This is a genomic window from Actinospica durhamensis, assembly GCF_018139695.1.
Lineage (GTDB): Bacteria > Actinomycetota > Actinomycetes > Streptomycetales > Catenulisporaceae > Actinospica > Actinospica durhamensis.
On the sequence record NZ_JAGSOG010000076.1, the window covers coordinates 23,978 to 33,410 of the forward strand.

Here is a 9,433-nt window from a genome sequence, read left to right on the forward strand (position 1 = left end):
CGGCATGCTGAGCCAACTGAACCGACTCGAGGCCGCGGTCAGCGGGCCCGCCGAGGTCTACGGCGGCGACGCGCACGTGGTGTGCGACCGGGTGGTGCGCATCTACCAGACCGAGGACGTGGAGGTGCAGGCGCTGCAGGGCCTCGACCTGCTGGTCGGGCGGGGCGAGCTGATGGCCATCGTCGGGGCCTCGGGCAGCGGCAAGTCCACCCTGCTCGGCATCCTCTCCGGCCTCGACGCCCCCACCGCGGGCCGGGCCACCGTCGCAGGGTTCGATCTCGGCGCGCTGAGCAAGCGGGACCGGCTGCGCTACCGGCGCGCCACCGTCGGCTTCATCTGGCAGAACACGGCGAAGAACCTGCTGCCGTTCCTGTCCGCGGCGGACAACGTCGCGCTGCCGATGGCCTTCGCCGGCGGCGGCCGCCGGGCCCGGCGCGCCCGCGCCCTCGAACTGCTCGAACTGCTCGGCGTGGCCGACTGCCGCGACCGGCGCCCCACCCAGCTCTCCGGCGGCCAGCAGCAGCGGGTGGCCATCGCCACCGCCCTGGCCAACCGGCCCGAGGTCATCCTGGCCGACGAGCCGACCGGCGAGCTCGACTCCGCCACCGCGGCCCAGGTCTTCGAGGCCCTGCGCGGCGCGAACCGCGAACTCGGCGTGACCGTGCTCGTGGTCACCCACGACAAGGCCGTGTCCGAACACGTCGGGCGCACCGTGGAGATCCGCGACGGGCGTATCAGTACCGAGACGCTCCGGGCCGGCCTCGACCCCGCGGCCGACGCGGACGGAGCGGACGCATCGGGTACCGGCACCGGCACGGGCGTGGTGGCGGAGCAGTACGCCGTGCTCGACCGCGCCGGCCGGGTCCAGCTTCCGCGCGAGTACACCGACGCCGCCGGGCTGCGCGACCGGGTCCGCCTCACGCTCGACCCCGACCACGTCGGCGTCTGGCCCGGCCACACCCGTCCGCCCGCGCCGCCCGCGCCCGCCCCCATCTCTTCCGAGGACGCCAGCGATGACTGACCACACCGCCCGCGACCACGGCGAGAACGAGCAGGACAGTGCCCTGAGGATCGACCCGGCCGCCGAGTCCGAGGTCATGGTTGCGGCCAGGAACCTGCGGCGCACCTTCGGCAGCGGCGACCGGCAGGTGCACGCCGTCGACGACGTCTCCTTCGACATCCCGCGCGGCCAGCTGTGCGCGGTGGTGGGCCGTTCCGGCGCGGGCAAGACCTCGCTGCTCAACCTGCTCGGCGGCCTCGACCGGCCGGACGGCGGGAGCCTGAGCATCGACGGCAGGCCGGTCTTCGGCGAGGGCCTGCGGCCCACCCGCCGCGAGCTGACCGCGCTGCGCCGCGACACGGTGGGCTTCGTGTTCCAGAACTTCTCCCTGCTGCCGATCCTCAGCGCGGCCGAGAACGTCGGCGTCCCGCTGCGGGTGCGCCGCACGCTGGCCGGGGAGCGCGAGCAGCGTGTCAGTCTGCTGCTGAAGCTGGTCGGTCTCGGCGAGCAGCGGGCCCAGCGCCCGGGCGAGCTGTCCGGCGGTCAGCAGCAGCGGGTCGCGATCGCGCGGTCCCTGGCCAACACCCCGCGCCTGCTCATCGCCGACGAGCCCACCGGCCAGCTCGACTCGCAGACCGGCCGCGACGTCATGGAGCTGCTGCACGCGGTGGTCGTCTCGGAGAACGTCACGGCCGTGGTCGCCACCCACGACCAGGCCATGATCGAGCTCGCCGACAGGGTGCTGACGATCTCGGACGGGCGCCTGGTCGAGGACCGCTGAGCCGGTTTCCGCGGGGCCGCGCGCCGGTCCCGGCTCACGGGTGCTTGCGCGCGCCCTTCACGATCTTGTCCACGGCGTTGCGCGGCCCGTAGACCGCGACGCCGACCAGGTCCAGCGCGTCGCGGCCGACGGCGCGCACGGCGGCGCGGTTGTCCTCGTCGTTGCCGGTGGCGAACAGGTCGGCGGTGAACACGGCGAGCGAGACGTCCGCGGCCCGGGCCACGGCCCGGGCGTGCGACGCGGTCAGCTGCTCCTTGCCGCCCTCGAACACCATGACGGGCTGGCGGAACATGGGCAGATAGCCGGTGCCGTCGGCGTCGGCGTACGGCTCGCCGATCACCTCGGGGAAGCCGCTGCCGATACCGCTGACCAGGAACGCGGTGACGTTCAACCGCTGCCAGGTCTCGAGGTCCTCGCGCAGCACGACGGCGATCTTCGTGCTGAACGGGCGCGGAGCCCCGGTCTCGGCAGGGGCGTCGGCGGGAGTCTCGACGGCAGGGGTGGCAGGCGTTTCCTTCGCTGTGTCCATGTCGTCGATTCAACCCGTCCGCGCGCGGTGGGTCTTGTACGATCTTTGCATGGCAGCCGCTCACGAGGGGTTCCGTGCGTGGCATCCGGCGGTGACGGGTGTGACCGAGGTGCTGCACGCTCATTTCGTCGACCACGCCTATCCGATGCACGCGCACGCGTCGTGGACGCTGCTGCTGGTCGACGACGGCGCGGTGCGCTACGACCTGGACCGGCACGCGCATCTGGTCGACTCCGCCGTGACCCTGCTGCCGCCGCACGTACCGCACAACGGGCGCTCGGCCACGTCCGAGGGATTCCGCAAGCGGGTCGTCTATCTGGACGCCGCTCAACTGCCGGCCGAACTCATCGGACGCGCAGTCGACCAGCCAGTGCTCTTCGACGCGCCGCTGCGCAGGCGGATCCACCTTATCCACGGCGCGCTGGTCCGGCCGGGCGAGGAGTTCGAGGCGGAGAGCCGGCTGGCGCTGGTCGCCGAGCGGCTGAGCGAACATCTGCGGCGACGGGTGGGGGAGGGCGTCGCGCTCCCGGATCCGCCGCTCGCGCGGGCCCTGCGCGAGCTGCTGGCCGAGCGGTTCCGCTCCGGGCTCACCCTCGCCGAGGCCGCCGCCCTCCTGCACGCGCATCCGGCCCACCTGGTGCGCACCTTCAGCCGGGAGTACGGCATGAGCCCGCATCAGTACCTGACCAGCCTGCGGGTGGACCACGCGCGCCGGCTGCTGCTGTCCGGCATGCCGCCCGCCGAGGTCGCCACGGCCGCGGGCTTCTACGACCAGCCGCACCTGACCCGGCACTTCACCCGGATCCTGGGCACCGCGCCGGGCCGCTTCGCCCGCAGCGGACGCCTCGAGGCGTAGAGCCCGTCACCGGGATCCGAGTCGGTCACCAGGATCCGAGGCAGTCACCGAGATCCGAGCCCGCCCGGCCGCCGCGTGCCCGGTACTTGTGGTGCGCCCGGCCCCGATGTACTTCCCTAGTGGGAAAGTACTATCGGGAGGGAAAATGAGCGATCGCATCGAACCGGAGGACGCCGCGCGCGCACTGGGTGAGATCGAGCGGCAGCGCGAGCAGGTGATCCGGCGGCGGGTCTTCCCCGGCTGGTTCTGGTGGGCCCAGGGCGTCCTGACGGTGGGATTGACGGCGTGCATCGAGTCCGGGCGCGGCGTGGTCGTCTGGATCGGCCTCGCCCTGTTCGTCGTCGGCTCGATCCTGATCAACCTGCCGGTCTCCCGCGCGGCCCGCGCCGCGCCGGTCAACCGCGCCCTGGCCGCCCCGGCGAACGCCCGCTGGGTGGTGGCCGTGCTGGTCGGCTCCATCGCGGCCCTGCTCGGCGTGGCGATCGGGACCGCGCTCGGCCTGCACGCGGCCGGGGTGTCCTATCCGGGTACGATCGCGAGTGTGGTGGCCTCGGTCCTGTTCGCGATCGGCGGGCCGATGCTGGTGCGGTACGAGGCGGCCGTCCTGGTGCGCCGGTCCCGGAGCCGCGGATGAGCACGCCCCGGTTCGACGAGCTGATCCACGCGCCCACCCGGCTCTCGCTGGTCGCCTTCCTCGCCGCGACCACGTGGGCGGACTTCTCAGTCCTGCGCGACAGTGTCGGCCTGTCGGACTCCGCCCTGTCCAAACAGCTCACCACGCTGCAGGACGCCGGCTACGTCGAGATCCGCAAGGCCTTCGTCGGCAAGCGGCCGCGCACCTCGGCCCGGCTCACCGGCGAGGGCCGCACCGCCTTCGACCGGCATGTGCTGGCGCTCCAGGAGATCGTCGCCGCGGCCGGCAGATCGGTGGTCGCGCCCGGCCCGTCATCCGAGCACGGGTAGCCGAAACCGCGTCAGAACGAGAGCGAGGCACGACCATCGTGACGGTCGTGCCTCGCTCAGCGCCGGGAGACTCAGCCCTCGAGCGCGCGGGAGGCGAGGATGCGCTCGACGCCGTCGCGCGCCTCCACCAGCACCCGTGTCAGGGAGCTGTCACAGTCGTGGCCCGCCCGGAAGGCGTCGACCTGACCGAGCAGTTCCTCGGAGGCCGAGGCGTACGGGAACATGACCTCGGCCAGCAGGGCCCGCATCTGCTCCGGACGCTGCTCCCACAGGTTCGGCAGGTCCGCGAAGTAGCGCTCGCCGTAGGGCTCGAGCAGGTCGGCGTGCTCGCCCACGCCGAAGCCGGCGGCCAGCGAGCGGACCGCGTCCGGGCCGAGCTCCTCGCCGATCAGCAGCTGCCAGGCTGCGGCCTTGTGCTCGGCGTCGGGGATCGCCGCGCGGGCGCCGAGGGCGTGGTTGCGGCCCTGGTCGGTCGCGTCGCGCTGCAGCTCGGCGTCGATCTCGGCGTCGCCGACCTTGCCGAGTGCGGCCAGCCGGCGCACCAGCATCCAGCGCAGCTCCGTGTCCACCTCGAGGCCCGGCACGCTCTGCGCGCCGGAGAGCAGAGCGCTGATGAACTCTTGCTGCTCCGCGCTCGACGCGGTCCACGCCACCAGCTGCGCCCAGGCCAGCTGCGAGTCGCTGCCCGGCTCGGCCGCGCGCAGCAGGTCGAGGCCCGCGGCGGCCAGCTCGGCCTTGCCCGCGGCGATCCGCTCCGGCGCGGCCCAGCGGCGCAGCGCGATGGAGGCCTGCGCGTGCAGGAATTCGAGCACGGAGACGGAGGTCTCCTTCGCCATGCCGCGTGCCAGCATCCGCACATAGGCCGAGACCGCGAGCCGGGCCTGGTACATCATGCTGATCGCCGCGCTCCAGGACAGCGCCCGCGGCAGCGACTCGGCGAAGTCGCCGATCGACTCCTCCAGGGTGGCCAGCGAACGCGGGTCGAACTCGATCAGCGCGAAGGTGTGGTCGTCGTCGTTGAGCAGCACCAGATCCGGCTGCGCGAGGCCGTCGAGCTCCGGCACCGGGGTGCGGGCCGCGTCGATCTCCACCTCGACCTGGCGGGTGCGCACCAGCTGGCCGTCCCGCCGGTCGTAGAGGCCCACCGCGATCCGGTGCGGCCGCAGGTGCGGGTGCGCGTCGGGCGCGCTCTGCACCACGGTGAAGCCGCGGAACCGGCCCTCGTCGTCGAGCTCGAAGTCGGCGCCGAGGGTGTTCGGGCCCGCCGTCTCCAGCCACGCCTTGGACCACTCGGCCAGGTTCTTCCCGCTCGCCTCCTCCAGCTTGGCCAGCAGGTCGCCGAGCGAGGCGTTGCTCCAGGCGTACTCGGTGAAGTAGGCGCGCAGCCCGGCGAAGAACTCCTCCCGGCCCACGTAGGAGACCAGGGCCTTGAGCACGGAGGCGCCCTTGGCGTAGCTGATGCCGTCGAAGTTGGCCAGCGCCTCGGTCAGGGTCTGCACGTCGGCCGCGATCGGGTGGGTGGAGGGCAGCTGGTCCTGCGCGTAGCCCCAGGTCTTACGGCCGTTGGCGAAGGTGGTCCAGGCGTCGGTGAACCGGGTGGCCTCGGCCGAGACGAAGGTGCCGGAGAACTCGGCGAAGGACTCGTTGAGCCACAGGTCGCCCCACCACTTCATGGTGACGTAGTCGCCGAACCACATGTGCGCCATCTCGTGCAGGATCACCACGGCGCGGGTCTCGTAGAGCGCGTCGGTGACCTTCGAGCGGAACAGCAGCCGCTCGGTGAAGGTGACCAGGCCCGGGTTCTCCATCGCGCCGGCGCGGAATTCGGGTACGAAGATCTGGCCGTACTTCGGGTACGGGAAGTCGCAGTCGAACAGCTCGGTGAAGAAGTCGAGGCCCTGGCCGGTGATCAGGAACATGTCCTGCGGCTCGAGGTGGCGCGCGAGCGAGGCGCGGGCGGCCAGCTCCAGCGGCACGACCTGGCCCCGGCTGGTGGTGTGCGAGCCGCGCACCACCTCGTACTCGCCCGCGGTGACGCAGATCAGGTAGGTCGAAAGACGCGCGGTGGCCGGGAAGCGCCAGGTGGCCACGGCCCGGTCGACCTCGTCCGGCTCCGGCTCGGGCGCGGGGGTGTTGCTCAGCACGGTCCAGTGCGCGGGCGCGGTGACCTCGACGTGGAAGACGCCCTTGAGGTCGGGCTGCTCGAAGTTCGCGAACACCCGCCGCGCGTCCGACGGCTCGAAGTTCGAGTACGTATACACCTTCTCGTCGGCCGAGTCGGTGTACCGGCCGAGCCCACCGCCGTCGGTCCCGTACGCGCAGGAGGCGACCACCCGCAGCTCGTTGTCCGCCGCCAGCCCGGCCAGCGCGATCCGCCCGTCCGCGTACGCCGTGTCCGGGTCGATCTCGCGCCCGTTGAGGGTCACGGAGTGGACCTGCTCGGCCACCAGGTCGGCGTAGCTGTCCGCGCCCGGCTCGGCGCAGGAGAAGCGGATCACCGAGGTGGATCCGAAGATCTTCTCCCCGAGGGTCAGATCGAGCGAGACGTGGTAGCTGTCCACCCGCAGCAGGGCGGCGCGGGCGGCCGACTCGGAGCGGGTGATTTCTGCGATGGGCATGCGCTGTTCCTTCGCCGTACGCGGTGGCCGAACGTTCGATGTCCGTACCAGCATATGCGCGGGAAATCCTGTGTGGTGTGTGCTCGTGCCACGGCGAAATCGGTTGTTCCCGGCCCCCGTTCCCGCATACCGTGCCGGCCATGGACGAGGACTTGGAGCGCCGGCCGCTGGTCGAGGCGGACGCGCGGGCGTACGTGGAACTGCTCGACGCGCTGGCCGCGGACGCCGGGATCGACGCCTGGCGCAGCGACGAGGACGGATTCCGCTCCCTGCTGCGCAATCCGCTGGGCACACCGGAGTTCGACGGGTTCCAGGGCGTGTTCGACGGGGACCGGTTGATCGGCTACGGCCGGCTGGAGCGGCGCACCTCGGCGGATCCGGCGCACTGGATGAACACGAACGGCGGGGTGCGTCCGGACTACCGCGGCCGCGGCGTGGGCACCGAACTGGTCCGCTGGCTGGTCGATCTCGCGCCGCGGGCGCACCGGCACTTCTTCCCCGGACGTCCGCTGGAACTGGCCCTGCGCGCTCCGGAAGCCGATGAGCGGGCCCGCGCGCTGTTCGAGGCCGAGGGGTTCACGCCGTTGCGCTACTTCACCCAGATGAGGCTGTCGCAGCAGACGCCGACGCCCTCGGCCGAGGTTCCGGCCGGCCTCGAACTGGTGCCGTTCCACGCCGGACTCGCCGAACCGGTGCGGCTGGAGCACAACAGCTCCTTCCAGGACCACTGGCGCTACATCCCGCACACCGCGCAGACCTGGCAGCGGCTGCTGCGCGACGCGGCCCACCTCCGGCCCGAACTCAGCTTCATCCTGCGGGACGCGGCCGACGGGGCGGTGGCCGGGTACCTGCTGGCCGGGGCGAACGCGGCGGCCGAGCGGGCGACCGGGGCGAAGAACGTGCACCTGGCCATCATCGGGACCGCCCCGGCCTACCGGCGGCGCGGGGCGGCCTCGGCGCTGATCGGGCACGCCGTCGCGCACGCCCGGAGTCAGGGCTATGTGACGGCCACCCTGAACGTGGACGCGGACAATCGCTCCGGCGCCCTCGGCCTCTACACCCGGCACGGGTTCGCGCCGGTGCGCACCATGGTGGTCTACAACCGGGTGCTCGGCGCGGTCTGACCGGGGCCGCGGGCCGCCGCCGGACTTCGCGCCGCGGCCCGTGCAGCCTCTACCCCTACGTTCCGCTCAGAGCCCGACGGCCTTGTAGAGCGAGCCGATCTCCTGCTGGTTGAGGTTGCGCACCTTGCCGGGGCGCTGGTCGCCCAGCGAGATCGGGCCGAAGTGGGTGCGCACCAGGCGGTCGACCGGGAATCCGACCTCGGCCAGCAGCCGCCGCACGATGTGCTTGCGGCCCTCGTGGATGACGACCTCGACCAGGGCGTTGCGGCCCACCGCGTCGACCATCCGGAACGAGTCCACCCGGGCGAAGCCGTCCTCGAGCTCGATGCCCTCGCGCAGCCGCTTGCCCAGGTCCCGCGGGATGATGCCCTCGACCCGGGCCAGGTAGGTCTTCTGCACACCGTAGGACGGGTGGGCCAGCCGGTTGGCCAGCTCGCCGTCGTTCATCAGCAGGATCAGGCCCTCGGTGTCGGCGTCGAGGCGTCCGACGTGGAAGAGCCGCTGACCGCGGTCGGCCACGTAGTCGCCGACGGTCTGGCGGCCGTCGGGGTCGTGCATGGCCGAGAGCACCCCGCGCGGCTTGTTGAAGGCCACGTAGAAGGCGTCGGGGGCCGAGGAGATGCGCAGGCCGTCGACGTGGATGACCGCGGACTCGGGCTTGACCCGCATGCCCTGCTCGGTCACCCGCTTCCCGTTCACGCTGACCCGGCCCATCTCGATGATCTCCTCGCACACCCGCCGCGAGCCGATGCCCGCCGCGGCCAGCACCTTCTGCAGGCGCACGCCCTCCTCGTTGGGGTCGGCCAGGGGTCGCCGGCCGCCGCTCGTTCCGCCGCGACCCGCTCCGGCTGTGCGCCGCTCCATCGTCGTCGTGCCTTTCCTTGACAGTGCTCGAAGTATCCGTACGGGCCGGGCCGGTGGCCGCGGCGCCCGACGGTGCTAGGCGAAGTCCTCGATCTCGACCTCGGCCGCGCCGGGCAGCAGCGGGGCGAGGTCGGGCAGTTCCTCCAGGGACCGCAGGCCCATCCGTTCCAGGAAGTAGCCGGTGGTCTGGTAGAGCACGGCGCCGGTCTCCAGGTCGCTGCCGTACTCATCGACCAGGCCGCGCGCCAGCAGCGTGCGCATCACCCCGTCGCAGTTGACGCCGCGGATCGCGGAGACCTTCGACCGGCTCACCGGTTGGCGGTATGCCACCACCGCCAGGGTCTCGAGCGCGGCCTGGGTCAGCTTGGCCTGCTGGCCGTCGCGCACGAACCGCTCCACCACGGGCGCGCACTCGGCCCGCGAGTAGATCCGCCAGCCGGTGCGGCCGCCGTCGCCGGCCATGCCCACCTCGCGCAGTTCGAACCCGCGTCCTTGGACAGTGTATTCCTCCGCGAGCTCGATCAGCGCCTCGGCCACCTCGGCCTTGGGTCGCTCGAGCACCTGGGCCAGCGCGATCACGGTGGTGGGCTCGTCGACGACCATCAAGATCGCCTCGAGGCAGGTCTTGAGCGGGGGCAGCGGCACGGCGAGTTCGCCGCCGGTCAGCTGCCAGGCGGGCTCGGCGCTCGGAGCGCCGG

10 protein-coding genes are annotated in these 9,433 nt (G+C 72.4%); 6 read left to right on the forward strand and 4 right to left on the reverse strand.

The window, feature by feature from the left end; all coding sequences use genetic code 11:
• The first annotated feature begins 4 nt into the window (after positions 1-4).
• Both KDL01_RS16845 and KDL01_RS16850 read left to right on the forward strand, forming a co-directional pair.
• Positions 5-1,021: an ABC transporter ATP-binding protein gene (locus tag KDL01_RS16845; protein ID WP_212529457.1), complete on the forward strand. Its 1,017-nt coding sequence runs from the start codon at positions 5-7 to the stop codon at positions 1,019-1,021.
• The gene (locus KDL01_RS16850) at positions 1,014-1,781 is read left to right on the forward strand and encodes an ABC transporter ATP-binding protein (protein ID WP_246576536.1); all 768 of its coding nucleotides are present in this window, start codon (positions 1,014-1,016) and stop codon (positions 1,779-1,781) included. Before KDL01_RS16845 ends, KDL01_RS16850 begins: the two co-directional genes overlap by 8 nt.
• Positions 1,782-1,815: 34 nt before the next feature.
• On the opposite strand, the gene KDL01_RS16855 is transcribed toward KDL01_RS16850, so the two are convergent.
• The gene (locus KDL01_RS16855; RefSeq protein ID WP_212529458.1) at positions 1,816-2,310 is read right to left on the reverse strand and encodes a DUF2000 domain-containing protein; all 495 of its coding nucleotides are present in this window, start codon (positions 2,308-2,310) and stop codon (positions 1,816-1,818) included.
• A 49-nt stretch (positions 2,311-2,359) separates the two neighbouring features.
• Here KDL01_RS16855 and KDL01_RS16860 point away from each other — a divergent pair, with 49 nt between their 5' ends.
• The 3 genes from KDL01_RS16860 to KDL01_RS16870 all read left to right on the forward strand — a co-directional run bounded on the left by KDL01_RS16860 (position 2,360) and on the right by KDL01_RS16870 (position 4,129).
• Complete coding sequence (locus KDL01_RS16860) at positions 2,360-3,166, forward strand: AraC family transcriptional regulator (RefSeq protein WP_212529459.1); 807 nt, start codon at positions 2,360-2,362, stop codon at positions 3,164-3,166.
• A 145-nt stretch (positions 3,167-3,311) separates the two neighbouring features.
• Positions 3,312-3,800, forward strand: a complete 489-nt coding sequence (locus tag KDL01_RS16865; RefSeq protein WP_212529460.1) for a hypothetical protein — start codon at positions 3,312-3,314, stop codon at positions 3,798-3,800.
• Positions 3,797-4,129, forward strand: a complete 333-nt coding sequence (locus tag KDL01_RS16870; RefSeq protein WP_212529461.1) for a winged helix-turn-helix domain-containing protein — start codon at positions 3,797-3,799, stop codon at positions 4,127-4,129. Before KDL01_RS16865 ends, KDL01_RS16870 begins: the two co-directional genes overlap by 4 nt.
• 71 nt (positions 4,130-4,200) lie before the next feature.
• On the opposite strand, the gene pepN is transcribed toward KDL01_RS16870, so the two are convergent.
• Positions 4,201-6,747, reverse strand: coding sequence for an aminopeptidase N (gene pepN, locus KDL01_RS16875; RefSeq protein ID WP_212529462.1), 2,547 nt, complete (start codon positions 6,745-6,747; stop codon positions 4,201-4,203).
• A gap of 140 nt (positions 6,748-6,887) precedes the next feature.
• On the opposite strand from pepN, the gene KDL01_RS16880 reads away from it, so the two are divergent.
• The gene (locus KDL01_RS16880; protein ID WP_212529463.1) at positions 6,888-7,871 is read left to right on the forward strand and encodes a GNAT family N-acetyltransferase; all 984 of its coding nucleotides are present in this window, start codon (positions 6,888-6,890) and stop codon (positions 7,869-7,871) included.
• Between the two features lie 66 nt (positions 7,872-7,937).
• Here KDL01_RS16880 and KDL01_RS16885 read toward each other — a convergent pair whose 3' ends face one another.
• Together KDL01_RS16885 and scpB are read right to left on the reverse strand one after the other, a co-directional pair.
• Positions 7,938-8,735, reverse strand: a complete 798-nt coding sequence (locus tag KDL01_RS16885) for a pseudouridine synthase (protein ID WP_212529464.1) — start codon at positions 8,733-8,735, stop codon at positions 7,938-7,940.
• Between the two features lie 75 nt (positions 8,736-8,810).
• Positions 8,811-9,338, reverse strand: a complete 528-nt coding sequence (gene scpB, locus KDL01_RS16890) for an SMC-Scp complex subunit ScpB (protein ID WP_368861584.1) — start codon at positions 9,336-9,338, stop codon at positions 8,811-8,813.
• Between the last annotated feature and the right edge of the window lie 95 nt (positions 9,339-9,433).